Raw genomic sequence first — 26,283 nt, 5'->3', positions numbered from 1 at the left:
CCTTCTGCTATCTTTACCCTATAGCTTGCTAAAATAGGGAAAATCCATACGCGAAAAATAAAAAAAGAGACATCCGTGAATGTCTCTTTTTTATCGTTATTCAGCTGCTTGTTCGCTTTTTGTCAAATTGGCCTGGGTGCGTTTGCCAACCCCAAACACATAATAACTAATGACCACAAGCGCTAAGAAAATTACGCCTACAATCAGAGAGATACGAGTATCATCGTTAAACCACATGCCAACCAGAACCATCAGCAAGAAAGCAATCGTCAAATAGTTAGTAAAAGGAGCAAACGGCATTTTGAATGGATGTTTATCTAATGCAGCACCCTTCGCTTTTCTGAATCCGATATGGCTGATCAAAATGATAAACCAAGGAATCATCCCTGGGAGCACGCTTGCGCTGTATACATAGACAAAGATCTTCGGCGGCGCGATATAGTTCAGTACAACACCGACAGCCAAACCGATCAGCACCGCAATTGTGCCATACAGCGGCACACCATTGCGTGAAATCTTCTTAAAGAATTTCGGTGCTTGTCCATTGACACCCAGTGTATACAGCATGCGGCCCGCGCTGAAAATACCGCTGTTACAGCCGGACATTGCCGCAGTAATCACGACAAAGTTAATAATGCCGGCCGCTGCCGTAATCCCGATTTTCGAGAACGTAGACACAAACGGACTTCCGAGTGAGTTGAGCTCATCCCAAGGATACACCGTCACGATCACAAAAATAGCGCCAATGTAGAAAATCAAAATACGCCAGATAATACTTTGAATCGCATTTCTTAGCGTGTTTTGCGGATTCTTTGCTTCACCCGCTGTAATCCCGATCAGCTCAACTCCTTGATAGGCCGCAATGACAAGAGACAGTGCAAAGAAGAAACCTGAGAAACCTCCTGCAAAGAAGCCCCCGTGAGACCACAGGTTCGACAAACCGATCGCATCTCCGCCATTGCCAAAACCGAAGAAAATAATTCCGATTCCCGCAATAATCATCAAGATAATCGTCACGATTTTAATCATCGCAAACCAAAACTCAAATTCCCCAAACGACTTAACAGAAATTAAATTCGCCGCACCAAGAATCACCATTGCCACGATACCAGGTATCCAAGCAGGCAAATCCGGGAACCAATACTTCATATAAGAACCGACAGCGATAATTTCTGACATGCCGACGATAATCCACTGGAACCAGTTGCTCCATGCTGTTATATAACCTGCCATCGGATGAATATATTGATGGCCGAACGTCGCAAAAGAGCCTGTGCTCGGCTCGACATACAGCATTTCACCCATCGCACGCATAATAAAAAAGATAAAAATTCCGCATATTGCATAAGCCAGAAGGACAGATGGGCCAGTCCATGAAATCGTGCTGGCAGAACCCATAAACAAGCCAACACCGATTGTACCGCCCAAGGCGATCATCTGAATATGGCGCGCGCCCAGGCCCCTCTTTAATTCTTTATTTGCCACTCCTCTTCCTCCTCCTAACAAAATACTCATAAATGAGAAAACAGCAGACCTGCTTGCCTTCACATGAATCAGTGATAACAATCAGAAAATTCAAACTTAAAATTGTTATATAATCTCCTAAATTACTTATTTCATCATAATAAATTTCTCTGGAAAATACAATTGTTTTTTTCAGGTAAACACCTTTGTTCAGAGTTTTGAATCGTTCACTTCTTTTAAAATCTTTTATATAAAAATAATAAAATTATTTGAATATTTAAATTAATACACCCCTTAGATTCTCATAAAAAATAAGCTGTTCTACATGAACAGCTTACCTAATAATTCACACCCGTTTGACGCTTTAATGCTTCAAGCCACCCGGTATCTCCGGTCCCATAGCTCTTGCTTTGTCCCACATCTCTCAGAGATCCATTGCTGTAATCAATTGATAGGATGAAATCCGGAATGGCATTATACCCGGCTTCCGCGATTTTACTGAGCTCTGAACGATAGTAAGATATAGCATAAGAAGCCGTTTGTTTCTGCACTGGATCTTTTTCAAGTTCTTCTTTATAGACGTCTAATAAGTCACGTCCATCAGGCGTGACATACCGCCCATCAATCACTTCTAAATCCTTCAAATGGTAGCCTGTAACTTCATACATCTCACGAGCAGCCTGATACTTTTGATAGGCCTCTTCGGAAAATTGTGTTGAATCACTGCTTTGGCTTTTCATGATGTGCAAAAATAGCTCTTTGCTGTTGTCCCCAGATTGCATTACTTGCTCAATCTGCTTAATCAGTGCCTGATCGTCTGACCCGCTTACCCGCACCTGATAGTCAATCGGTGTGATTGTAAACGTCAGCTCTGTCCCCTCTGGAATATGAATATGGTTTCGATTCAACAGCACTTGCAGCTGCTGGTTAACCTGTCCCCGCTGATACACCTTTTCATTCTCAGCTTCCACTTCCCCATGAAATGTGACATTCCGAAACGCAGCATCCTGAAGGTTATAGTTTTGGGCCTTGCCTTTGAATAGCCATTCTGTTTCATTATCGTAAGCGGCCTGTCTTTCTGCAGCTGACAGATCACTTCTGAAATAAGGAGACTTTGAATTTTGGTACTTATCCTTAATATAGCCTAATGGATCAGACTTTGTTTTGTTAATCGCATTCATCCTGCTGTATTTTTCATCTAGTATTTTGATTCTGATATCACTCTCAGATTCATAGGGGTTTTGGCATTGAATCACTGTTTCTTCCCCTGTGTCTGTCACTGTTCGATCATTCGCTGATTGATACACTTTGCTGAACATCCCGCTGTTTCCCGACACGCTGGTTTTAGAATAATTGAACTGATTGATTCCCCCAGTTGAAGATTGTGACTTAAGCCTGCTGTATGCCTTTTCCAGAACTGCCGCTGGATTTTCAGTCGCATTCTCCCGTTTGGCAGGCGCATTCTTGCTCAATATGTTCTGTGCCATCAGCTGAGTGCGGATAAATTGCCGATTCAGACGCATTGAATTCCCTCCCGAGTATTCTCTCTTATTCTTTTTTATCGGCAAAGATAATGTATATATTAACCTCAAAAAACATTTATTTACACCTAAATCGTTATTATGTATGATGGAAATAAAAGGAGGTTGTTTGCATGGTGAAAAAATGGCTTATTCCATTCGCTGTTATGCTGTCTGTCTTATTCACCTTTACGTATTCGGCATCAGCTGCCGGAGTCACTGCTATCACAGGAAACAATTCATTTGATACCGCAATGCCGATCGGTTATTGGAAATATAAAAATATCGATACAACAATACTTGAAGCTGGTCAAGATGAAGCCTATTTCACTTTTACGGCTAATAAGGGAGAAAAAGTATACGTGAGGAGTACATACCAGAGCGCGTATACAGGGATGAAAATTGAAATTTATGATAAGAATAGAATACCTGTTTCTCAAGGGACAGAAGTCATTAACCCTAATACGTTTTCTTCTTTTATTTATGCAAATGCAGACGCCCAAAACACGACAGATACCTTTTATGTGAAAGTGTCACGAGGCACCTATACCGGAAACATGTATTTTACACTTTCAATTGAAGACCGAATCAAATCAGGCAGCGGAACATTCCAATTCAGCGGCGTTGCTGAAAATAAAGGAAATACAAGCCTTAGCCCCTCAGGTTCTGATTCCAGCGTGATCAAGGTTGATTTAACAAACCAATCCGGGATACCGCGTGATGCCATTGTAACCAGAGTTCAGACAACCGCCACTCAAACACCAAGCCAGGGAAATACACGCCACCTGATCATGACGAGCGAAAACAACGAATGGCGCCGTGCTCTTGTAAACAGCTCGACTTCAGGGTCTTATGATATCTCTTTGTCAGATCAACTCAGTGTGGCAAAGGTATGGAGTTTTAAATATAATGCATTAGCGACAGCCAGATCGACGATGAGCAACGTAAAAGCAAAAATAGATTATGAATACGACGTGACAAAGCAGTTTTAACTTATACCGAGCCGGTTATCCGGCTCTTTTTTATTCTCCGTCTAGAAGGTAAACTATAGTCAGTACAACCAAGGGAAGTGCAGACATGGCATTAAAACTTCTAAAAAAACTGTTATTTGACCGCCCTCTAAAGAACGGCGTTATCTTAAATCATCAATACAAAATCGAAGAGTGCCTCGGTATGGGAGGCTACGGTTTGGTTTATTTGTGCACCGATATCCTAACTCAAACACCTTATGTCTTAAAACAGCTTCGGCCGACAAAAGCCAAAAAGGAAAAAGAGAGAGTCCGATTCCAACAGGAAATAAAACTGCTCAAAAGCATTCACCACCCGCAAATTCCGGGCTTCATAGATGAGTTCATCATAGACGGACAGGCTTATTATGTCATGCAGTTCATTGAGGGAGAGAATATAGAAGAATTATTATTTTTTCGAAAACAGCCGTTCACAGATCTTATGGCATTACAACTGATTTCGCAGCTGCTTGAGATTATAGAATACCTGCATGATCGCCTTATCTTCCACAGCGACATCAGAACGCCTAATATCATCATCAATGACGGCAGGCTCTGCCTCATCGATTTCGGCCTTGCCAAACAATTGACTCCTGAAGAAATGGAGGAAATAAAGGTACGAAAACAGGATGACTTCTTCGATCTCGGAGAAACGCTGTTATTCCTGCTGTACTCTCAATATAAAGGAAAAAAGAAGAAAAACGGCACTTGGCTGGAGGAATTAACACTGACAAAGGAAGTAACCTTGCTGCTGAAAAGATTATTGGGCATTGAGGAAGAGTATCAGCACACCGCTTCCATTCGCGAGGATCTAAACCGGGCCATTCAATCGGTCACATAAAAAAACCCTTGTCCCAAAAGCGGAACAAGAACTTTTTTTGGATTAACTGCTGCTGTAGCTCCGGCGTTTGTAACGATGACTGCCGCCATAACGGTCGTAGTGTCTTCTTTTGCCCGAACTGCTGCTGTAGCTGCGATAATGTCTGCGCCGACTGCTGCTGTAATGCCGGTGTCTGCGATATCGGTCACTAGAACTGCTTGAGAGGTACTTAATCGTTTTGATGATTTTTTTAAACATATGCTGTTCACCCCATTTCTTTCTCCCTATTATATAAATTTTATAGGAGAAAGAAAAAGAATAGACGAGAATCTCTTATCTCAGCCTTCCAAGGAGAGAGCTTCCACTTAAATACAAAACGTAATTCAGCGGTATTCTTTCACACAAAGTCACCACAAAGCTTTTTTCTCTTCTTCCTGCTCAATAAACAGATAATTTTCAGGACGGGCCAAAACAGAAAAAAGTGCCAAAAGCAATTTCCAACCTCGAAGCGGACTTCCGCATCTAAACTTCAACACTTCTCCTTCCGCTAAAGTAAACCTCAAAGTTGGGCTTGTACACCAAGCAATCTTCACTTGAATAACATGCTCACCAGGCGGTAAATCAATTCGCAGCCTTCCTCCATCTTTGATAGTTCCCATCTCAGCCCCATCAATTAGCACTGAATACTCTCTCATTTTGTTGATGTACTGCGATGTCCTGCTCATTTCAATGTACGTCTTTTGATTCACGATGACACATCCTCAAAGTAATGATCTTACAGGCGAGAAGCGCTAGAACCCTTCCGCCATACCGTTATTTCCCTTCCTAGTATATTATAACTTGCTGTGCTTCAGCTCTCCGTCGGCAAAAATCCCTTTCAGCTTCAGTGTGCCTTCTACTTGAGCTTTTTAAAAAAACACCCGCTTGTATAACGAGCGGATGTTAGATCTTTCGAAATTATTGATTGATATCTTTTAGCGCTTGTTTCGGTTGCGAATTGAAAATCAGCAATGATGCAATAATGGCAATCATAACCCCTAACGCACCAACCCAGGTAATCGAGGCCAATGATACGTTTTCCACAAAAACCCCTCCTATACCTGCGCCGACCGCCATGGCGAATTGCATCATTGACTGATTCATGCTAAGCAAAACACCTGACATTTCCGGTTCTATGGTAGCCAGGTGAAATTGCTGTGTCGGACCTGTAGACCATGCGGCAAACGACCATAATATAAGAATCACCAACACTCCGATATAGGAATGAGTAACAAGTGACAGCAGAATCAGTGTGACGATATGCAACGTCATCCCGCCAACGAGTGTAAAGGACACTCCCCATTTATCGGTGCTATATCCCCCAAACTTCGATCCAACCAAACTGGCAATTCCAAATATAAGCAAAACACCGCTGAGCAGCTTGCCATTTATACCTGAGATGTTCAAGAGATACGGTGACAAATAAGTGTAAGCAACAGAATATCCCCCGAGCCAGAAGAAAGTGATTGACAATCCCATAGCCACTTTCCGTTTTTTGAAAAGAGCAAGCTGTTGAAGCAAAGGCACAGGCTTATCCCCTTCAGTATGCGGAAGAGTAAAGAAAATAACGACCATTGCGATCAATCCCAACAAAGTAATGGCTCCAAATACAGACTTCCAGCCTAGTGCAACTGCTATCATTCTTCCAAGCGGAACACCAATGATTAAAGAAGCGGTAAATCCCATCACGACCGTAGCGATGGCACTGCCCTGCTTCCCTTCCGATGCAATCTTAGCCGCAATCGTTAATGCGGTGACAACAACCACACCTGCTCCCATCGCCATAATGATCCGCGCTGCAATAAACCATCCATAACCAGGCAGTACAAAAGCCAGGACATTACCGAACACAAACAAACCTAGGGCATACATCATCAATTTGCGTCTATCCATACTTGCTGTCAACGCCATAAGTACGGGTGTAGAAAGAGCATATACAAGTGAGAAAATGGTAATGAGCTGGCCCGCGGCAGCTAAAGTGATCCCGAGAGTATGAGCAATTTGATCCAAAATTCCGGAAATGATGTACTCTGAGGTTCCAACTAAAAAGCTGACAATGGCTAAAATATAAATTTTCCAAGTGTTAGACATAAAACATTCACTCCTCAATTATTAATAAACATATCACGAATTATCGATATGTTATTATAAAAAATAAACACATCGTAATATGTCGATATGTATGGTGTAAAAATAAACATCTTTTGATGTTTATTTTTATATCTCTGTTTTAAGAAAGTCAGCAAGTTTCCCAATGGCTTCTTCATCTCTTTTGTAATACGTGTACTTTCCGATTCGCTCCGCCTTAATTAGGCCGGCTCTTAAAAGGATGGTAAGATATTGGGAAGCCGTCGATTGCGTCATTTTCAATTTGTCTGTTATTTGACTAACACATACCCCGATTGTGTTCATATCAATCCCTTCATGGGGTGCAAAATGACGATCCGGTTCCTTCAGCCATTGCAAAATTTGCAGCCTTGATTCATTTGATAAGGCTTTGAATACTTCAATTGGTTCCATATCGATTATTATATCGTTATATTCCGATATGTCAATCCGTTTTTTGGATATATTTAATTAAAGCTAATTCCGTGAAATGAAACTGAAGACAGCATATCAATTTTGTTCACCGCTTAAATTTATCATCAAGCTTTACGAAATTGGTCTCATAATCGTGTCACTAAACACTTGGGGGAACCCGGCAGGTGACAAGGAGTTTTCAATTAAAATGAATTTAATATTGTTCAAGTGACTAATCACCACCATCAAATTCATGTATTTAAAATAGATGTAAAAAAACATCCGCTCATAACAACAGCGGATGTTAGATCTTTCTACAGGAATAACAAGACAGTATACTATGAATTGACATCTCTTTATGTCCGCTTAGGATATGAATAAAAGTTATCAATGATGCCATAATTGTAAAACAAAAGAATCGGCAGTTCATTATGTTCAATTCACAACCAATTCCATACCGTCAAAACATTTATTTTCTATAGATTATAAGATCTTTTCCAAATTTTTCTCTAGATCATTACATAATTTAAACACCATCACTCGTTCACCTGTCCGGGAGCTTAAATCAGTATGAAAACTTTTCACTTTTTCTCCGGTTATTTTTAAGATAATATCCTTAAGGCCTTCTATACCTGATTCGACTAACTCCGAACGAGTTTGTTTGATAGATAACATACCCTCTTTTGATCCACAAACTACATATTCGGCTGGTGTTAAAATCCCTTTTAAATTGACGATGATCATGTCCCGCAGTATATCAGTCTTAACAGATACAGACCCCCGCCCAAGATAATCCTTCTCCCATTGAGTAATGGACTTACTGATCTCTGATTCAATAGAACCCTTCGACTTTTTCATATCTAATACATCTCCTGAGCAAAAAAATTGGCATATTCTATTTGTGATTTCATCTCATTAATATTCTCTTACAACATATCCTTCATATACACCTTCTATATCCAAATCAGTTTTACCGTTTCTTGTGACCACTATCATTTTGGATAACATATTTTCTTCCATCATAGAGTGGACATGCAAAAATTGAACATTTCCTGAATGGGTTTCCTCAACTTCTTCATAAGACTTTAGATGATAAAAATCAATTGCTTTTCTAATTAGTTTTTTCATACATTCCATATTTTCACGATCAAACGAGTTCATTTCCTCTATTGTTTTCGTGACAAAATCAGTTAAATTAGCGCTCATACAATCTCCTTAGAACTGCTTTCTCCATATATGGGTGCGTTTAGAAGTTGAACCTGCATTTCATCATGACAAACAATGATCAGGTAAGGCTTGACCTGTTTTAACATCAGGAACCTCCACGATTGAGGGTTTTCCATCCTTATGATGAACGAATAAACCTCTAACTTTAACATATGACGGCACTAGGGGATGATGTCGAATCATATCAACACTTTTTTCAATGGTGTCACTGCTATTTTCATTTAGCCATTCATCGACCGTACCACCAAAAAATTCAGGCTTGCAATTTTGAAAGAGATAATCCAATGTTTGTATTTTATCTTTCATTGTTTCAAGTTGAGTTAGTCCATTACCTGCGGAAGTCTTCTTATCTTTTGTTCCTACTACAAAAATCTCCTCAACATCTTCCTGGTAAATCGCAAAAATAATAGATCTCATGATTTCTCCATAAGGATGTGAAATACTGGCACCATAGCTTTGTATAGTCAACATATTCTCTGCAGAAGTGTTAGTCGCTTCTTGTAAAATAGGCTCCAAACCGTTTTCAATATCCGTCAAAAATAATACTTTTTTATTTTGGTTTACATTCATACAGCACACCTCTTCCTTATGTTTATTATTTTTATTTTGAATAACAAATCCATTTGATAAATGCTTAGATTCATCATTACCAGCTTTCCCAACATCCTTCTGGATCAATATTAGCCAGTCGGACCCATCCATTTTGAACTTTTTGCAGAAATGCTGAGTCATGATTTAATAACCGTTCTACATATTCTCTAGGTGCTTGGATGAGTATCAATAAACGAAGAGGAGAATGATAGGCCTCGTGATCTGATTCCATGACCGATTGCCAAGGCAGTCCGGCTAACAAGTCGCTTGCATTCCCCTGCATAACGCCGAGACCTGCAGTAACGGTTTGAGTTGCTTTATTTCCGCTGCCATAATAATGAGGTGCTACCGTTGATGCGTAATATTGTAAATTAATCCATTGGGCTACAGTTCCAGGTCCTGCAATAATATTTGCTAGGAGTTCACCGCTTTCATCCTGCTTCCAATCATAATTATGGAGAAAGGCTCTGCCTTCCAAATCACAATCCTGAGTTAGTTCACGTTTACCGATAATAAAGGCGGCATTACGAGCCAGTCCCCATTCCGGACGTATCTCACTCCAATCTTCCGCAAATCGGTTTGCCTCAGCCTTCGGATTTTTTAGCTTCGATTGGAAATTCGGTAATTGGGCTAGACGTTCTGCGTTTACATGATGTCTCACTTTCGGCATAACGGCTTCAATTTGTTCAAATGCTTCTTGTGCAGCTTCGGAAAGCTCTGGTACATAAAGCCAATGTAATTCATCTACTGTTGTATTATGTTCAGCTGCCGCAAAAACCGTATCCTCAGGAATTTTAATTCCTTCAGTTAAAAGAGCCTCCCGTACCTCTGATAGATTACATAAAGCAGTTAATACTCTTGCATTGAATCCACCGGCCGCTCCACCACAGGCACCACAATCAAGGGCTGCAGAATAAGGATTATTAGTACTTTGACTGCCATGCCCGCAAATCACGACCAATGGTGCGATGTTCTCTGTTAACCCCATCATTTTTAATGCTTGGCGAGCATAGTTCACTTTTTCTTCATCAGTAAAACCCACAGGTATTTCTGCCTCTGTAGCATCATGATGAAGCGAGAGTTTTGTATCAGGTTTGCGTAACCAAGCCTCACGGAGATTACGAATGAAACGACCCGCCTTTCTTGGCACAAAGCTACGGGCTGCCATTTGCAGAGTAAGCCAAGGTCCGCTTAGCTCAGGCAGTAGTAAGCTCGAAAGCGCATTCTGCTTCATCGTTTTAAAGGTATGGCTTAAAGAATGAATTGCTTGCTTCCGTTGATTGTATTTTTTGAATACATCCTCATCTGCGAACTCTTTTATTTTATTTTGCGGTTTTTGTATGATCGGCAAGGAAGCATGACTGTGTTTACTGCCAAGTTCACAAGTTGCAATCGGCACCCCGAAGAAACCAGCAATACCAATCGTTTCAAACGGGCCTTCTTTTTCTAGTTGACGACGAAAAGGTTCTGATCGTACATCGATGCAGAATGCTAATTGAGCTAATGCAGATTTTTTACGGCCGGTTTCACGTTGTTTCGAGATAATCTTCTGGCTTAATCGATCAGTGTACGTTTGTTCCCAAGCTTCTAACCAAAGTTTCTTGCGAAGTTTTTCATCAAAGCTGTAGGCAAATGATAAATATTCGTTTTGTTCAATGGCCGTCATCTGTGACCATTCTTCTAATGTAAGCCCCCCCCAATGAATCCAAGCTGCTATAAGGGGAGCAATTGAAATTGTTTTCTTAGATCGTTCATTAGTCAAAGGTAAATATGGCTTTATAAGAGCCCACTCCATGGATATTCGAACCGCTAAATATTCTGTTAGGAGTGCATGTTCGTGGCTCGATTGTTGGGAGCACCAAAGCATCATCCCTGCCCATCCAGGTAATGAAAGTAAATGACCTTCAAGATAAGTCTGGATTTCTGACTCTGGGATTTCTAGTGCGAATAAAGCTTTCTGTAAAGCCAAATGTGCCTCTTTCGGCCAACCCTTTACCCTTTCCCGTTGCTTTTTGCTAAGTGCTGGATCATATTGAATAAGATGCTGCCAAGCACGATAGAAACCTTCCTCACGATTAGGCATTGTCCAGCCTGCTTGAGAGTCATCAAGATATAATTTACTCCACTTAATGACATGATGATCTAGTATATTGACTAGCCTTTCACCATCTTGATTCTCTATATACGAACTTAGTGGTTGCATAAACACATTCTCGATATGATCCAATCCACTACATTCACCTACTAATTTCTCCAGCTCATGTGATGATAAAAGGTCGGAAGGCAGGGGATCTAACTTTAATGCAGCATGACAAAATCGCTCTGCCACGTCCCGTGGGATGTGATAAGAATGTGAATCAAGCCAACGCTGCAGCCCCATTTCCACAAAATCTTCATCAATCTCACCTTTATTCTTTGCTGAACGGATCATAGACGCACTAGGGTATATATCAACATCGCGAGTGTTTTTCAACCAACTTGCAACCTGATCAAAAGGTTGGTTTTCAAGTCCCATCCACGGATTACGTGCAGCAAATGTAGAAATAGGCCAAAGTGGCGCAATCACTCGGCTGGCAGATGTAATGAAAACGTTAAGATCCCTTTCTTGAACATCAATATCTGTATCTATCTTTTTTACATTATCTTTCGTTAATACGGATGTAATGCCCATCTCAGATTAGCTCCTTATGAAATATATTGTTTAAGGTAGTCTGGGTGACTCTCTACTGACTTTGGTTTTGCTTCACCTAATCGAACTAACCAAAGATAGAGCACCGCGAAAAAAACGGAAGAACGATAACGAGCAACCCATGTACCTAAAGCACTGCCAAATAATAAGAGACATACGACAATCATGACAGCTGACATTGGAGGTTGAACACTTTGAAAAACGGTTGTATGCAGCCACTTATAGAAAAGGTTATGAATGATAAAATATACGAGGGCTGCTCCTCCTAAAACAGTTAAGCCGGCAATTCGGCCAATTCGGCCCTCTCCAAAAGCGACAAGCTGATTCCAAGAAACGGACAATGACCACCCTAAGATCAGCGCACTAATGAATTGATATCCCTCTCCAGGAGCAGCGAGCCAAAAAGCAACGCCTATTACTAAGGATAAAATCCGACCAGCCATGACCCATAAATAGGATGTTCTTTCATTAGTGCGAGCCGATACTTCATGACGCCCTACTGCTGAACCAGCTTGTAGAAACAACGTAGCTTTGAATAAACCATGTAAAATAAGATGAATAATGGCTGCTATATAGGCGCCTAATGCACACTGAATGAGCATAAACCCCATTTGTCCAATCGTGGAGCCTACTAACTGACGTTTATAATCAACCTGGACTAAACTAATTCCAGTTCCAATCAATACAGAAATGCTAGCAAGCAGAAGTAAAATAATCGAAGCGATACCACCATGAAATAGAGGTGAAAATCGAGTTAGTATTATTCCTCCTGCATTTACTAAACCTGCATGCATAATTGCAGAAACAGGGGTTGGAGCAACAATAGACTCAACCAACCATCTTTGGAACGGCCATTGAGCTGCAGGAATGATCACCGCCAGTACAATCAATAGCTGAATCCCTGTTCTCTCCCATTCTCCCAGCCCAGCTATACTTTCATTTGTTACAACCAATGATAACTGCCATTGACCTGTGGCATGAAAAAGCCACGTCATCGCAAAAAACAAAGAAAACCAACTTAACAAAAATAACCGTCCAGAAATTTTGGCTGCTTCACTAGCCACTTGCCAAGCACTGTTTAACCTAATAAGTAAGGTTAATCCAACAAGAGTCGCTCCCCAAAATAGAACCATCAAGCGGAGATCACCACTTAACCATGTCATTGAAGCAGCTCCTGTTGTGAAAGTAAAAAGCGTAAAATATTTTCGATAAGATCGATCCCCCATTAAGTAACGTACAGAAAAACGCTGAATGATGAATCCAATTGCAAGAACAAAGAAAGTCATTAAACAAGCTAAGGAATCAAAGTGCCAAGGGCCAACATTTCCACTCACACCACTATTGGCAAGAATCAGTAAGGAAACCAAAAGTGGTAAAGCCAAGATCCCAATATGAATGCGAACAAAACTCAAGGGTACTCGCGGATGTAAAAACAATAGTCCACTAATCCCAGAAGCCATAAGCATAATAAAAAATAATGTTAATAATGATGACAAACTCAGTGAAACTAACATTCTAAATTCTCCCTTTTTTAAAACTCATTATTGGTCAAAAGACCTTTCAATCAGATCATATTTGTTTATTATTTATTTCAATTTTTATTTATCTCTATTTTTTCCAACAAAAAAGCCGACAACTTCAAAATTTCAATGATTATGTTAGATCATTGAATCCTGAAAATTGTCGGCTTCACTTCAACTAACTTCAGCGAAGTTTTTTGAAGAGCTACCTTATTATTGGTCATTTTACTTTATACAATATTTTAAGTTCATTCTAAAGGAATGAACTCACCGCTACACTTTAATATAGTGCTTGATTATAAATAAATCGACTTATGCTTCTCTTTCGCTTAAATTAGGATACTTTTTCATCCTGTCAAGATTAGTTGAAAGAATGCTAAAGACCTAATAATGTAACAAACGAAAATAAACATCTGGTCGCGATTATTAAGATAAATATAAGATATGCTAAATTTTAAACATTGTCAAGATGTTGGAATACAGAGAATGAAGTATCAAATCCTTCTTTCCCTTTAAATATACATCCTGAATCTTTATCCAAGGCTTATGATATCTATCACTTTAATTTTTTGTAGAAATACAAGAAGAATTTTATAATCATTTTTCTATTTTCTTGTTTAGTAAATAACTAGGTTCAATTAGGAACTATAAATAAATACTGGTTCCTACTTTATTTTCAACAGCCTTAACGACCAAGAAATTGAACTAGCTGTGTGGATAGTGTTATAGCTAGAATTCCCCAATTTCTCCGTAGATATCACTTTTCTTAAAAATACCTTCTATAATATTTTCATATTCTTATGGCAATCCTAATATCAGTAAAATTAAACATAGCCATCTTTAAAACAAAAAACCCCTTTGGCTAAAACTGTAGCTTTAAAATAAAGGTTGATCAAAAATAACACATGAACCTTCAGTTTACGGCAAATTTAAAGAATCCATAGAAAAAAAGATAGATCAAAATGGATTCTACAGCTTTAAATACAGATGGAATCTTTATAAAAGAGTTTATCATTTTAGGTTACGATTTTTTGAACATTAGCACCCGATTGTTGAATAAATCTAAAGGTTTTTTGACTTGTTTTCCTTTCTTTTGAAGCGATAAAGAAGTATGTTTTCACATTTTTCATAAATTTTCATGGTAGTTTGAGTAATATTTAGTTTAGGGAATGTTAAATATATAAAAGTTGAAACTGCTAGGCTTATTAATACTCCTGCTAAAACATCAAAAGGATAATGAACCCCAACCCATATACGGGAGACTCCCACAAGAACAGCTAACAATACCCATAAAATTGACCAGCCTCTCTTAAAGAGCCAGAATGAAATACAATATGAGAAGAATAAAATTGTATGGTCACTTGGAAAAGAATTGTCTTTTTCTTTATGTATCAGTTTATTAACCTCTCCCAATTCAACAAAAGGTTGATAATTCGAGTGAAATACCCCTGAAACCTTCCCTATCGTAAAGGCACAAATGAAAGCAATAGATGCACAAAGAATCATAATTCTATTATCCGTATCTCTTGTAAACCAAATAAAAAGAACACTTAGTGCAAGTAAAAAAACCATATATTCAGCAATAAAACTAAATACAGGATTCAAAAAGGGATGTTCTTTTCCTAAGTCATTAACTAGTCTAAACAGTGATATATTAACTTCTGAAATATCCAAACCCAACACCATCCAATCTCTTTTAGAACATAATAAAAGAAAATTAGATGACCTGCCATCGAACCAAATTACATTATTTGAGATTAAAGTTACATTTTTGTAAGATTGGTGTCACATCATTTATGTAAAAAGGGGGCCAAAAATCAATTGGAATCCCCTTATAATTTTTAGTTACCTGCCTCTTTAGTTAAAATAGAAAAATACCCTTAGACAAAAATTATCTAAGGGAAAAAGCATCGCATCATTTTTATAAACGTCGTAACTTTATTTTAAAGCCGCAAAAACAACCAAAGGGGTTAAACATTTATTACTCCACAGTAACACTTTTCGCAAGGTTACGCGGTTTATCAACATCACAGCCGCGATGCAGTGCAGCATAGTAAGCGATCAGCTGCAATGGAACAACAGATACCAACGGAGCAAGCGCTGGATTTACTTCCGGCAGTACGAATCTGTCATCCGCATCGTCTAGGCCTTTTAGTGAGATGATGCATGTGTTTGCTCCGCGAGCGGCAACTTCTTTGACGTTTCCGCGGATGCTTAGGTTTACGTGCTCTTGAGTTGCCAGTGCGAATACTGGTGTTCCTTGTTCGATCAAGGCAATCGTTCCGTGCTTCAGCTCACCGCCGGCAAAACCTTCTGCCTGGATGTAAGAAATCTCTTTCAGCTTCAGTGCGCCTTCGACACATACGAAGTAGTCAAGGCCGCGTCCGATGAAGAAAGCGTTTCTGGATACAGTCAGGTATTCACGGGCGATCATTTCCATTTCGTCTTTCTGGTCGCATAGAGCTTCCATTGCGTTTGCAGCGATACCGAGTTCTTTGACGAGGTCAAATCCGATATCGATGCCGTTTTTGTCAGCAGCCACAGAAGCAAGAACCGCAAGAACTGCGATTTGTGCAGTGTATGCTTTCGTTGACGCAACAGCGATCTCAGGGCCTGCATGAAGCAACAATGTATAGTCAGCTTCACGAGAAAGCGTTGATCCAGGTACGTTTGTGATTGTCAGGGCTTTGTGTCCGAGCGCTTTGACTTGAACGAGAACCGCGCGGCTGTCTGCTGTTTCTCCGCTTTGAGAAAGGAAAATGAAGAGCGGTTTCTTAGACAGAAGCGGCATGTTGTAGGAGAATTCACTCGCTACATGCACTTCAACCGGCACGTTTGCCCACATTTCAATATATTGTTTACCGACAAGTCCTGCATGGTAGCTGGTTCCGCAGCCAATGATATAGATGCGGTCCGCTTCCGCTACAGCGGCAGCGATATCGCCAGGCACAGACAGCTTGCCGTTTTCATCTTGATACGTTTGGATGATTTTGCGCATAACAACAGGCTGCTCATCCGTTTCTTTCAACATGTAGTGAGGGTACGTGCCTTTTTCGATATCACTGGCATCAAGCTCAGCAATATAAGACGCACGTGTAATCACGTCACCATCAAGGTTTTTGATGACAACTTGGTCATCAGTGACGATAACCATTTCTTTATCCATCAGCTCAACATATTCGTTGGTTACTTGAAGCATCGCCATCGCATCAGATGCTACGACGTTGAATGTATCTCCAAGACCTACTAATAGAGGGCTTTTGTTTTTCGCTACAAAAATCGTTTCTCTGTTGTCGTTATCGAATAAAGCAATTGCATAAGAGCCTTTTAACAGTGTAAGTGTTTTGCGGAACGCTTCTTCTGTCTCAAGTCCTCCATTGACGAATTGCTCGATTACTTGAACGACTACTTCTGTATCGGTGTCACTTTTGAGCTCTACATCTTGCAAATACTCTTGCTTCAGCTGAACATAGTTCTCGATCACGCCGTTATGAACAAGTGTAAAGCGGCCCAGTGCGCTTTGATGCGGGTGAGCGTTCAGATAGCTTGGTTCGCCGTGTGTCGCCCAGCGAGTATGCCCAATTCCGGCTTTCGCTTCTACATTGGCATCCACAACTTCACGAAGATCTGCAATGCGTCCTTTTTCTTTGAACACATGGATTCCCTGTTCGTTTGCAACAGCAATACCAGCAGAGTCATAACCGCGATACTCAAGCTTTTCTAACCCTTTTAATAAAATTTCCTTCGCATCAAGCTGACCGATATAACCTACGATTCCACACATATTTTTCTTCCTCCTAAGATTGTAAAAGGAGACGAAGAAAGTCAAATTTCAAGGGGACTTTCAATCGTCCCCTCCTACATGTTTTTTGGAAGATCATGTGATTTCTCTTTGTTCAAGGAGTCACCCCCTTGGTTTGAAGAAATCCTTACGGCTGTGATCTGCACACTCAGCCGGGAGGCATCCGCCGAAAATTCGATAACCTCCATCCTCGTCAACTAAGCCTTTTTCCGGGCGCTTAGTTCGGGCGCTATAATTATAGGTAAAGCAATAATCCCGTCTTCTTTTCCTATTGAGAAAATAAGAACAAGACAAGCTTGATTTTACAACATGTGGCATAAACGGTCAATTGTTTTTTAAACAACTTTGCCGTATGTCTCACAATTATCTTATGTAAACCTCGCTTGTCTTGTTCACTCTCTGATAATAGACTTCGTTACTCTAATCCCATTTCTGACCGGACGACTTCAACAATGCGATTGACATACTCATCGCACAGCTCTTTCGTCTTCGCTTCAGCCATGACACGGACGAGCGGTTCAGTTCCTGAAGGGCGCACCAAAATCCGGCCGTCGCCGTTCATTTCTTTTTCAACTTCAGAAATAATTGCTTTTACTTTTTCATTTTCTTCAACTTTATATTTATCAGTCACTCTCACATTGACTAACAGCTGCGGGAACTTCTGCATTTCAGCTGCAAGCTCTGACAGCGGCTTGCCTGTTGCTTTCAAAGTGTTCATCAGCATAATAGCAGACAATAATCCGTCCCCTGTCGTGTTGTAATCAAGGAAAATAAGATGTCCTGACTGTTCTCCGCCGACGTTGTAGCCGTCTTTTTTCATTGCTTCTACTACGTAGCGGTCGCCGACAGCTGTCTGTACGCTTTTGATGCCTTCTTTTTCGAGCGCCTTATAGAAGCCGAGGTTGCTCATCACGGTTGAAACCACTGTATCATCCTTTAAACGGCCCTCTGATTTCAGATGTTTTGAGCATATGTACATGATTTGGTCGCCGTCTACAATATTTCCTTTTTCATCGACAGCAATCAGGCGGTCGCCGTCACCGTCGAACGCAAGACCGAGATCCGCGTTTTTCTCTTTGACAAACGCGCTGAGCGCTTCGGGATGAGTCGAACCGACGCCGTCATTAATGTTTAATCCGTTCGGGGAAGTCCCCATTGTAGAAACATCTGCATCTAAATCAGCAAACAGGTGTGTCGCCAAGGATGACGTTGCGCCATGGGCACAGTCCAATGCCACATGAATGCCTGTGAAATCTTCATCAGCTGTCTGTTTTAAGAATTGCAGATATTTTTGTCCGCCTTCAAAATAATCGTTTACAAGTCCAAGGTCTGCTCCGACAGGTCTTGGCAGCTTATCCTCAGGTTCGTCCATCAGGCGCTCAATTTCAGCCTCCTGTTCATCAGAAAGCTTAAATCCATCTCCCCCAAAGAATTTGATGCCGTTATCCTGCACTGGGTTATGAGAAGCGGAAATCATGACGCCCGCCTCTGCATCCATCGCTTTTGTCAAATAAGATACACCTGGTGTAGAAATGACACCCAGGCGCATGACTTCTGCGCCAATGGATAAAAGTCCGGCGACAAGGGCTCCCTCCAGCATATGGCCGGAGATGCGTGTATCGCGGCCTATCAGCACTTTTGGACGTTGTTTGTCTTTTGTCAGCACATAACCGCCGAAACGTCCGACTTTAAAGGCCAGCTCAGGTGTAAGCTCACTATTGGCGACACCTCTTACACCGTCTGTTCCAAAATACTTGCCCATTTTATAATCGCTCCTTTTTTATTCCGATGAGGATTGTGAATTCGCAGTGGATTCATCCTCATCCTGATCTTGGTTTTGATCTTTATTTTCGTCTTGGTTTTGATCGTTGTTGTTTTTATCAGTGTTCTTTGTATCTTCTTGCTGATTGTTCTTTTGATCATTTGTTTGTTTATCTGTGTCATCCTGGTTCCCTGATGTATTGCTGCTGTTATCATTCGTTGATGTATTGCTTTTCTTAGACGTCAGCTTGATTTTGGCGGTTTTCCGCCCCAAGGACCAAGTTACATTCTGTGGCCCGTTCACTTCAAGCTTCACGCTATGCTCCCCGTCCTCTAAATCTGAAACATTCACATACAATTCAATATCTGATTTTTTCAGTTTATTTATATTCGTGGGAGAGCCTTTAGCCGTTACATCTATCGCTTGTGATTCAGGATCAAGAAATTCAATGTTTTGTGAGCTGCTCAGCCCTACAGTCTTGATAGGGACATTCTCGAACTTCTGATCCGCTTCACTATCGACTTCTATATGCAAAGTCACCTTTGACGGTGAGATTTTTTTGACACCGTCAGGAAGCGGAATATCTGCCTCGATATCGGAATCCTTGTTAATTTTACTTAAATCTAAGCTGACGCCGTCAATAAATTCAAGAGAATCCAACACATCCTGTGAGCCGTAAACCGTTACCTCACTGGGGCTGGATTCAATATTCGCTATGCTGACACCGTCAGGAAGGCTTCCTGTCCGTTCAATTTTAAAGGGCACTTTTTTACTCGGGCTTGTCACCGGAACGGTAATCTTGATGACCGAGGGCTCCACGTCGACAGGAAGCGCGTTTCCGTCTTTATCATAGACAGTCACTTTCGCTTCCTTTTCAATCGTTTCATCTGCGTTTTCCAAATTCACTGAAGCTTTTACAAGAGAAATATTATCGATGACATTTTTCGATCCGGTAATCTGCACATTTTTCGGACTGACAATCGGCTGCTCCGGAGAATAGCCTTTTTTCATCTTGCTTTTGTTGTAGTACTCCACTTCTACGGGAAAACTTTTGGTCGTCCGTTCCTGAATGGTCACTGTCGTAACAGACGGATTAATTGAGATTGTCAGCCCATCCGACACGTTTTTGGCCTTAAGCTCAACCTTATGTGTGCCGGTTTTCAAATGTTCCATATCAGCATATATTTCAAAGTTCTTGGTCTGCCGAGCCTTTTTCACGGCGCTTGTCGAGCCTTTTATCGTGACATTAACCGTTTGCGGAACACCCGTCACGACGTAATTTTCATCATCATAATACGCTTTAACCGGAATATCAGTCAGAGTTGCTTCATCAGTTGTTGATGTCGGAAAGAAAGATTCACCCGGTTTTTTCGGAGTCGGTGCTTGGTTGCTGTTAACCGCCACATAAAGCAAGAGCGCGAAAAGTAGAGCAATGATTTTCACAGCCCAGCGGTTGTTTAAGAATTTATCCATTTTTCTTGCCCCTCCAATACCAGCGGTTAGAAGAAGTGTCTCTGGTGTTTTTCTTAAACTCGGCTTCAAGCATTTCTTTCAGCGCTTCTTCTGTAAGCTCTCTGTGAAGGTCGCCGTTCTTTGCCACACTGACGCCGCCGGTCTCTTCAGACACAATAATCGTCAAACTGTCTGTTACTTCACTGATACCGACAGCTGCTCTGTGCCGCGTGCCCAGTTCTTTTGAAATAAACGGGCTCTCAGAAAGCGGCAGATAACAGGCGGCCGCGGCAATTTCATTATTTTTCATAATCACCGCACCGTCATGAAGCGGGGTGTTTGGGATAAAAATATTGATCAGCAGCTCAGAGCTGACTTTGGCATTCAGTGGTATGCCAGTCTCAATATAATCCCCCATTCCAGTATCCCGCTCAATGGTCAGCAGGGCGCCTATACGGCGTTTCGCCATATAATTGATCGCCTTTGTAATGGCCTCAATCGTTTTCTGCTGCGCTTCTTCAACAGGCGTGCCGCTCCTCGAAAAAAAGCGGCCGCGGCCTAGCTGTTCAAGCGCTCTTCTCAGCTCAGGCTGAAAAATAATAATAATTGCTAAAAATCCCCATGTTATCGCTTGGTCCATCAGCCATTGAAGTGTGCTGAGGCCCAAATATTGGCTGGCCATACGAACAAGCACGATGACTACAATTCCTTTTAACAGCTGAACCGCTTTCGTGCCGCGTATCACCATAATCAATTTATATATCACATACCAAACAAGGAGAATATCAACGGCATTGCCGAGGTACTGCAAAAAAGGGATATCCTCAAAAGCCATTTCCTCGTCCTCCAAGATTTCAGTCATTTCGTATTTTGTGTTTTACGGGTTACGCATATGTACTTTACATAGCGAGCCCATTATACCACATTTCGATTTAGCAAGTGAAATGTGCCAGCCCTCTCAGCCCGCAAAAAAAGAGCAAAGCGGCTAACGCGCTTTACTCTTCTCCGTTCGGACTGAATGCATCGAGTACACTTTTCCCCGCAGACTTCATCTTGTACCATGTCCAGTCGAATAATTGATTGATTTCTTCAATCTGACCGGTGACTTGTCCAGCAGAGGCCATATACTTTTCGCCGTTTACGACGGTTACATCCCCGTCTATTTTGCCTTTAATAATCAGCTTGCCGTTTTTAACAGTGACATCACCTTTGACCGTCTCACCTTCTGGCACGGTCACAGTATGGTTATGAACCACAAGATTCGGCTGCTTGGACACGCTGAAATTGTGGTCATTATGCCAGCTGTTAAAAAAACCCCCGCCCATCAAAATGATGAATACCGCAGCAGCTGCGATAACGGGATGGGTTCTGAACCATCTTTTTACAGAAGCTCTTTTCTTCTCCTTAGGCAATTTTGCCATGACATTAGCGGTAAAATCCGCGGGGGCTTCGACATGCGATGTGCTCCGTACGAGCGCTATGGATTTCTCCATCTCGTAAAAATGCTTTCTGCATTTCTCGCATGTCTCCAGATGTTCATTTAATACGTGTTCATCTTTTGGAAGGATATCTCCATCAAGATGCATATGCATAAGCTGCACAATTTGTTCAGGACAGCTCATTTCATCACCCCACTTAAAGATCCCTTAATTGTTTTCTAAGAGCCTCTCTGCCTCTGTGAATCCGCGTTTTCACAGTCCCCACAGGAATGTTTAGAATCTCCCCGATTTCAATTAATGAGAGTTCGTCAATATACTTTAATACGATGACTGTTCTGTATTTGTCAGGAAGCTTTAAAATTTTCTGCTGTATCGTGTTTGAGAGCTCCAGCGACACAACTGCATCTTCAGGCAAAACACCATCTGCGGCGATTTGAGAATACATGGTCAAGCCTTCCGTACCAGCCACCTCTGCATCGAGGTAATAATCCGGCTTCTTTTTGCGAATGCGGTCAATGGTCAAATTGGTCGCGATTCGATAAAGCCAAGTTGAAAATTTCCGGTTAATATCAAAACTGTCGATATTAACGTACGCTCTGATGAAAGCTTCCTGTGCAATATCCTCCGCCTCATGCACATTGCCAAGCATACGGTAGCAAAGCTGATAAATTTTATCTTTGTAAATATCTACGATGTCCGCAAATGCATCCTGGTCGCCTTTTTTGACTTGTTTAATTCTTTTTTTAATCATCATTTCCATATTTATCTAACCTCTGCCTTCACCGGTCTGTATGTATACGAGTTTCGTTTCAAAAGGTTTCAATTTTTTTATAAAATAAGTTTATCAAATTTTTGGCAGGGTGTAGATGGTAATTCGTGAATAAACTACCTTAACATATTTTTAAAATTATTATACAGACTGAACAGTTAGAAGTTGGAATGATTTTTCCGAAAAGAAAAAAGACACCTTTTGATCAAAGGTGTCTGTGACTGGGCTAGCTGGATTCGAACCAACGCATGACGGAGTCAAAGTCCGTTGCCTTACCGCTTGGCTATAGCCCAATAATGGTGGAGGGGGGCAGATTCGAACTGCCGAACCCTGAGGGAGCGGATTTACAGTCCGCCGCGTTTAGCCACTTCGCTACCCCTCCACATAAAATTTTGAAAAAACAGTGCCGGCAAGAGGACTTGAACCCCCAACCTACTGATTACAAGTCAGTTGCTCTACCAATTGAGCTACACCGGCAAGATGGTGGAGGATGACGGGCTCGAACCGCCGACCCTCTGCTTGTAAGGCAGATGCTCTCCCAGCTGAGCTAATCCTCCAAATGGTGACCCGTACGGGATTCGAACCCGTGTTACCGCCGTGAAAGGGCGGTGTCTTAACCGCTTGACCAACGGGCCGTTGTGTTCTCGTCGAGCTGACAAAAGTTATTATATACAGGTCACCCCCTGTTTGTAAAGAGGAAAATTAAATTTTTTATTTTCAAACTTTTTAACTCCTTTTTTAACTGAAAAAGCCTCCCAACTAAAGCCATTTATTTTATGATAGAGACAAGCAAAGCAAGAGAGGAGAACCCAATATGATTCTAGTCAGTTCTTGCCTTGGAGGCATTGAATGCAGATATAACGGCTCTCACGCAGCGTCGGAGAAAATCAGAAAACTAGTCGATGAAAAGAAAGCAGTCATGGCTTGCCCTGAACTTCTCGGCGGCTTCTCTACCCCACGCGAACCCGCAGAAATCATAGGAGGCACCGGCGAGGATGTCCTCAATGGAACAGCGAAAATCGTGACAGCTTCAGGAGAAGACGTCACAGAACTATATATGGAAGGCGCCGCGAAAACATTGGCTTACGCAAAAGAAATCAACGCTTCTGCCGTCATATTAAAAGAAAACAGTCCATCTTGCGGAAGCGGTTTTATCTATAACGGCACATTCTCTGGGAAAAAAATCACCGGCAGCGGAGTAACCGCCGCACTGTTAAAACAAGCGGGCTACCGCGTCATTTCGGAAAACGAGCTTGACGACATATTGTAAGGAGGCCACCCCATGACTCAAGACATTTCTTTATCCTTCTATAAGCCTGAACACTTGCCCGAGCTTCAATCATTCACGCTCACCAACGATGACAAACGCTTTACCTCCCTCCCGAAAGAGGTGCTGTCTCAGGCTCTGGGCATACAGGACCGATACCCGGTTGTCATCTTAAAAGACGACCTTCCAGTCGGTTTTTTCATTTTACATGCATCAAAAGAAACGCTTGCTTCCTATTCTAACAATCCATTTGCTTTACTGCTCAGCTCCCTGTCTTTAAACGCTGTGCATCACGGAAAAGGCTATGCGAAAAAAGCCATGCTTTTGCTTCCCGCTTTTGTGAGCGGATATTTTCCATGGTGCGACGAAATCATCTTGGCCGTCAATCATCTGAACATACGCGCAAAACACCTTTATATGAAAAGCGGGTTCCTTGATAAAGGACGGCGAAGAATCGGGCCGCTTGGAGAACAGTTGATCCTTCATCATTTCTTATAGTCTTGAGTGAAATAAAATTTCAAAAACTTAAAAACATAGTTGAAATATCATAACAGAAATGAATATACTGAATATTGAGATATATTATTTTAAAACAGGGGGCATCCTCATGTCAGAACCATTAAACCTTCACCGTCTTACAACAGAATCACGCAATAGCCAAACAGTTGAAATCCACAAAGCAAACACTCTCGGCATCCTCAAAATGATCAACAACGAAGATATGAAAGTCGCTGCAGCCGTTCAAGAGGTTCTCCCCGACATCAAAACAGCTGTAGACTGCGCTTATGAATCGTTTCAAAATGGAGGCCGGCTCATATATACAGGCGCCGGCACAAGTGGCAGACTCGGCGTCATGGATGCTGTTGAATGTCCTCCCACCTACAGCGTAAGCCCAGATCAGGTCATCGGAATCATGGCTGGAGGCCCCAAAGCCTTTTTACAGGCAGCAGAGGGCATTGAAGACAGTGAAGAAGCAGGAGCTGAAGATTTAAGAAACATACAGCTCACTTCAAATGACACCGTCATTGCCATCGCAGCAAGCGGCCGCACACCCTACGCCGCAGGCGCCCTAAGATACGCCCGCAAAGTCGGAGCACACACCATCGCCCTTACTTGCAATGAAAATTCCGCCATCAGCAAGGATGCGGATCACAGCATTGAGGTTGTCGTCGGACCTGAGGCCATTACAGGATCAACACGTATGAAAGCCGCAACCGCTCATAAAATGATTGTAAACATGATATCTACCGCTGTAATGGTCAAAATCGGCAAGGTTTACGAAAACTTGATGGTAGACGTCAACGTCAGCAACAAAAAACTAAAAGAACGCGCCATCAGCATTATCCAAAGCCTTACAAACGCTTCATACGACACAGCCAGATACACTCTGGAACAAGCCGATCATCACGTCAAAACAGCAATCGTCATGCTCAAAACAAGCACAGATCAGAAACAAGCAAAGACATTACTCGATGAAGCAAACGGTTTCATTGACAAAGCAATCGAACATTACCATCCATGATAAGGAGAGAACTAGAATGGCCACAGGCGGTTTAGCGATCATCCAATCAATGAAGCATAAGCTCCCTCCATCCGAGCGCAAACTTGCAGATTATATCCTAGCCCATCCCCACAAAGCAATCGAAAGCACGGTCAACGAAATCAGCGCCTTAGCCAATTCAAGTGACGCTGCCGTCATCAGGCTCTGCAAATCACTCGGTTTAAAAGGATTTCAAGATTTAAAAATGAGAGTAGCGGGCGATCTGGCAAAGCCTACGTTTCAGGGCTACCGGGATATTGTTCCCCACGAGCCGCTGCCCTCCATTTCCGAAAAAACGGCCGGCAATGCCATTCAAGCCATTCAGGATACTTCAGACCTGATGGACTACAAAGAGCTTGAACGAGCGGTTTCTCTGCTTCTCAAAGCTCATACCGTGCATTTTATCGGCCTCGGGGCTTCCGGCATTGTCGCCAAGGACGCCCAGCAAAAGTGGCTTCGCATTCATAAACAAGCAACCGCGTTTACAGACACTCATCTTGTGGCATCTTTAATCGCAAATGCAGATAAAGACGACATCGTATTCGCCATTTCGTTTTCAGGAGAGACACAGGAAATCATTGAACTGTTTGCCATGGCCAAGGAAAAAGGCATCACAACGATCAGCCTCACACAATTCAGTCAGACATCCGTCTCCGCACTGGCTGATGTCCCTTTGTATACAGCCCATTCCAATGAAGCCTTGATTCGAAGTGCAGCCACTTCCTCCCGCCTCGCCCAGCTTTTTATAATTGATGTTTTGTTTTTAGGCATGGCGGCTGAGCAGTATGAAACGACAACCGGTTATATAGATAAAACGAGAGCAGCCATACAATCTATGAGAATAAAATAAGGCAT

Annotated in this window: 24 protein-coding genes and 5 tRNA genes; 6 read left to right on the top strand and 23 right to left on the bottom strand. The window is 41.8% G+C overall.

The window, feature by feature from the left end; all coding sequences use genetic code 11:
- Nucleotides 1-96: 96 nt before the first annotated feature.
- Together KXZ66_RS01210 and KXZ66_RS01205 are read right to left on the bottom strand one after the other, a co-directional pair.
- The gene (locus KXZ66_RS01210; RefSeq protein ID WP_049140317.1) at nucleotides 97-1,485 is read right to left on the bottom strand and encodes an amino acid permease; all 1,389 of its coding nucleotides are present in this window, start codon (nucleotides 1,483-1,485) and stop codon (nucleotides 97-99) included.
- 317 nt (nucleotides 1,486-1,802) lie between these two features.
- Complete coding sequence (locus KXZ66_RS01205) at nucleotides 1,803-2,987, bottom strand: DUF4885 domain-containing protein (RefSeq protein WP_219144761.1); 1,185 nt, start codon at nucleotides 2,985-2,987, stop codon at nucleotides 1,803-1,805.
- 131 nt (nucleotides 2,988-3,118) lie between these two features.
- Between KXZ66_RS01205 and KXZ66_RS01200 the strand changes: the two genes are divergently transcribed.
- Both KXZ66_RS01200 and KXZ66_RS01195 read left to right on the top strand, forming a co-directional pair.
- Nucleotides 3,119-3,976, top strand: a complete 858-nt coding sequence (locus tag KXZ66_RS01200) for a hypothetical protein (protein WP_219144760.1) — start codon at nucleotides 3,119-3,121, stop codon at nucleotides 3,974-3,976.
- A gap of 85 nt (nucleotides 3,977-4,061) precedes the next feature.
- Nucleotides 4,062-4,832 carry a serine/threonine protein kinase gene (locus KXZ66_RS01195; RefSeq protein WP_219144759.1) on the top strand — a complete coding sequence of 257 codons (771 nt, stop codon included), beginning with the start codon at nucleotides 4,062-4,064 and terminating at the stop codon, nucleotides 4,830-4,832.
- Here the strand turns inward: KXZ66_RS01195 and KXZ66_RS01190 are convergent.
- The 21 genes from KXZ66_RS01190 to KXZ66_RS01090 all read right to left on the bottom strand — a co-directional run bounded on the left by KXZ66_RS01190 (nucleotide 4,817) and on the right by KXZ66_RS01090 (nucleotide 23,256).
- Entirely contained in the window at nucleotides 4,817-5,080 is a 264-nt protein-coding gene (locus KXZ66_RS01190) for a hypothetical protein (RefSeq protein WP_024571603.1), read from the bottom strand. The genes KXZ66_RS01195 and KXZ66_RS01190 overlap by 16 nt on opposite strands.
- Before the next feature lie 138 nt (nucleotides 5,081-5,218).
- Entirely contained in the window at nucleotides 5,219-5,560 is a 342-nt protein-coding gene (locus KXZ66_RS01185; protein ID WP_032724785.1) for a hypothetical protein, read from the bottom strand.
- Between the two features lie 208 nt (nucleotides 5,561-5,768).
- Nucleotides 5,769-6,941: an MFS transporter gene (locus KXZ66_RS01180; RefSeq protein ID WP_070548416.1), complete on the bottom strand. Its 1,173-nt coding sequence runs from the start codon at nucleotides 6,939-6,941 to the stop codon at nucleotides 5,769-5,771.
- Between the two features lie 126 nt (nucleotides 6,942-7,067).
- The gene (locus KXZ66_RS01175; protein WP_003234907.1) at nucleotides 7,068-7,370 is read right to left on the bottom strand and encodes an ArsR/SmtB family transcription factor; all 303 of its coding nucleotides are present in this window, start codon (nucleotides 7,368-7,370) and stop codon (nucleotides 7,068-7,070) included.
- Between the two features lie 483 nt (nucleotides 7,371-7,853).
- Entirely contained in the window at nucleotides 7,854-8,228 is a 375-nt protein-coding gene (locus tag KXZ66_RS01170) for a Na-translocating system protein MpsC family protein (RefSeq protein ID WP_003246482.1), read from the bottom strand.
- A gap of 57 nt (nucleotides 8,229-8,285) precedes the next feature.
- Complete coding sequence (locus KXZ66_RS01165; protein WP_049140332.1) at nucleotides 8,286-8,576, bottom strand: DUF6407 family protein; 291 nt, start codon at nucleotides 8,574-8,576, stop codon at nucleotides 8,286-8,288.
- A gap of 63 nt (nucleotides 8,577-8,639) precedes the next feature.
- Nucleotides 8,640-9,167, bottom strand: coding sequence for a carbonic anhydrase (locus KXZ66_RS01160; RefSeq protein WP_038827946.1), 528 nt, complete (start codon nucleotides 9,165-9,167; stop codon nucleotides 8,640-8,642).
- Between the two features lie 76 nt (nucleotides 9,168-9,243).
- Nucleotides 9,244-11,859 carry a DUF2309 domain-containing protein gene (locus KXZ66_RS01155; RefSeq protein WP_219144758.1) on the bottom strand — a complete coding sequence of 872 codons (2,616 nt, stop codon included), beginning with the start codon at nucleotides 11,857-11,859 and terminating at the stop codon, nucleotides 9,244-9,246.
- Nucleotides 11,860-11,873: 14 nt separating this feature from the next.
- Nucleotides 11,874-13,391: an NADH dehydrogenase subunit 5 gene (locus tag KXZ66_RS01150; RefSeq protein ID WP_219144757.1), complete on the bottom strand. Its 1,518-nt coding sequence runs from the start codon at nucleotides 13,389-13,391 to the stop codon at nucleotides 11,874-11,876.
- A 1,068-nt stretch (nucleotides 13,392-14,459) separates the two neighbouring features.
- Nucleotides 14,460-15,083 carry an undecaprenyl-diphosphatase gene (locus KXZ66_RS01145; RefSeq protein WP_083504421.1) on the bottom strand — a complete coding sequence of 208 codons (624 nt, stop codon included), beginning with the start codon at nucleotides 15,081-15,083 and terminating at the stop codon, nucleotides 14,460-14,462.
- 295 nt (nucleotides 15,084-15,378) lie between these two features.
- Nucleotides 15,379-17,181 carry a glutamine--fructose-6-phosphate transaminase (isomerizing) gene (gene glmS / locus KXZ66_RS01140; protein ID WP_015252962.1) on the bottom strand — a complete coding sequence of 601 codons (1,803 nt, stop codon included), beginning with the start codon at nucleotides 17,179-17,181 and terminating at the stop codon, nucleotides 15,379-15,381.
- A gap of 433 nt (nucleotides 17,182-17,614) precedes the next feature.
- Complete coding sequence (gene glmM, locus KXZ66_RS01135) at nucleotides 17,615-18,961, bottom strand: phosphoglucosamine mutase (protein ID WP_015382618.1); 1,347 nt, start codon at nucleotides 18,959-18,961, stop codon at nucleotides 17,615-17,617.
- 18 nt (nucleotides 18,962-18,979) lie between these two features.
- Nucleotides 18,980-20,434, bottom strand: a complete 1,455-nt coding sequence (cdaR, locus tag KXZ66_RS01130; protein WP_032724771.1) for a CdaA regulatory protein CdaR — start codon at nucleotides 20,432-20,434, stop codon at nucleotides 18,980-18,982.
- Nucleotides 20,427-21,248, bottom strand: a complete 822-nt coding sequence (gene cdaA / locus KXZ66_RS01125; protein ID WP_003223651.1) for a diadenylate cyclase CdaA — start codon at nucleotides 21,246-21,248, stop codon at nucleotides 20,427-20,429. The genes cdaR and cdaA overlap by 8 nt, the downstream gene beginning before the upstream one ends.
- Nucleotides 21,249-21,408: 160 nt before the next feature.
- Nucleotides 21,409-22,035, bottom strand: coding sequence for an anti-sigma-W factor RsiW (gene rsiW, locus KXZ66_RS01120; protein ID WP_015252964.1), 627 nt, complete (start codon nucleotides 22,033-22,035; stop codon nucleotides 21,409-21,411).
- A gap of 13 nt (nucleotides 22,036-22,048) precedes the next feature.
- Complete coding sequence (gene sigW, locus KXZ66_RS01115; protein ID WP_003223646.1) at nucleotides 22,049-22,612, bottom strand: RNA polymerase sigma factor SigW; 564 nt, start codon at nucleotides 22,610-22,612, stop codon at nucleotides 22,049-22,051.
- A 230-nt stretch (nucleotides 22,613-22,842) separates the two neighbouring features.
- Nucleotides 22,843-22,914: transfer RNA gene (locus tag KXZ66_RS01110), tRNA-Gln, on the bottom strand.
- 4 nt (nucleotides 22,915-22,918) lie between these two features.
- Nucleotides 22,919-23,003, bottom strand: a tRNA-Tyr gene (locus KXZ66_RS01105).
- A 22-nt stretch (nucleotides 23,004-23,025) separates the two neighbouring features.
- A tRNA-Thr gene (locus KXZ66_RS01100) sits at nucleotides 23,026-23,098 on the bottom strand.
- Between the two features lie 4 nt (nucleotides 23,099-23,102).
- Nucleotides 23,103-23,178: transfer RNA gene (locus tag KXZ66_RS01095), tRNA-Val, on the bottom strand.
- 3 nt (nucleotides 23,179-23,181) lie between these two features.
- Nucleotides 23,182-23,256 (bottom strand) — tRNA-Glu (locus tag KXZ66_RS01090).
- 179 nt (nucleotides 23,257-23,435) lie between these two features.
- On the opposite strand from KXZ66_RS01090, the gene KXZ66_RS01085 reads away from it, so the two are divergent.
- From KXZ66_RS01085 to KXZ66_RS01070, 4 genes are all read left to right on the top strand, one after another.
- The gene (locus KXZ66_RS01085) at nucleotides 23,436-23,891 is read left to right on the top strand and encodes a 2-thiouracil desulfurase family protein (RefSeq protein ID WP_021481932.1); all 456 of its coding nucleotides are present in this window, start codon (nucleotides 23,436-23,438) and stop codon (nucleotides 23,889-23,891) included.
- A gap of 12 nt (nucleotides 23,892-23,903) precedes the next feature.
- Nucleotides 23,904-24,386: a GNAT family N-acetyltransferase gene (locus KXZ66_RS01080; RefSeq protein WP_014475628.1), complete on the top strand. Its 483-nt coding sequence runs from the start codon at nucleotides 23,904-23,906 to the stop codon at nucleotides 24,384-24,386.
- A 109-nt stretch (nucleotides 24,387-24,495) separates the two neighbouring features.
- The gene (gene murQ / locus KXZ66_RS01075; RefSeq protein WP_172861270.1) at nucleotides 24,496-25,410 is read left to right on the top strand and encodes an N-acetylmuramic acid 6-phosphate etherase; all 915 of its coding nucleotides are present in this window, start codon (nucleotides 24,496-24,498) and stop codon (nucleotides 25,408-25,410) included.
- A gap of 16 nt (nucleotides 25,411-25,426) precedes the next feature.
- Nucleotides 25,427-26,278 carry a MurR/RpiR family transcriptional regulator gene (locus tag KXZ66_RS01070; protein WP_015252968.1) on the top strand — a complete coding sequence of 284 codons (852 nt, stop codon included), beginning with the start codon at nucleotides 25,427-25,429 and terminating at the stop codon, nucleotides 26,276-26,278.
- The last annotated feature ends 5 nt before the right edge of the window (nucleotides 26,279-26,283 follow it).

The sequence above is a fragment of the Bacillus sp. LJBS17 genome (genome assembly GCF_019334685.1).
In the GTDB taxonomy this organism is placed as follows: Bacteria; Bacillota; Bacilli; order Bacillales; family Bacillaceae; genus Bacillus; species Bacillus subtilis.
This window is presented reverse-complemented; position numbering and strand designations above follow the sequence as displayed.